The organism is Pseudomonas sp. BJa5 (assembly GCF_030272875.2).
Taxonomy (GTDB): Bacteria; Pseudomonadota; Gammaproteobacteria; order Pseudomonadales; family Pseudomonadaceae; genus Aquipseudomonas.
In genome coordinates this window covers 1-243 of the sequence record NZ_JALRNG020000200.1, presented here as the reverse complement: position 1 = coordinate 243, position 243 = coordinate 1, and the positions used below count along the sequence as shown (strand labels likewise).

Here is a 243-nt window from a genome sequence, read left to right as displayed (position 1 = left end):
AAGAAGATCACCGAAACCATCCTCTACCCGACCCCGAACCTCGCGGCGAAGGCGCTGATGCCCGATACGTACAAGAACAACCCGGTCATCTTCCCGCCCGCGGATGTTCTCGCGAAATGCGAATATGCGAAGTTCAACGAGACGCTGCAGCCGCTCTATGAAGAAGCTTTCACGAAGGTTCGGGCTTCTTGATGTCAGGCATTGGAAAAGTACGCGTTTCCCCGCGAAGGCGGGGACCCATCT

General features: G+C 56.4%; 1 pseudogene. It reads left to right on the top strand.

Annotated features, from left to right (window positions below):
* Positions 1-192: pseudogene (locus M2D63_RS26020) on the top strand (hypothetical protein); the annotation flags it as partial.
* Between the last annotated feature and the right edge of the window lie 51 nt (positions 193-243).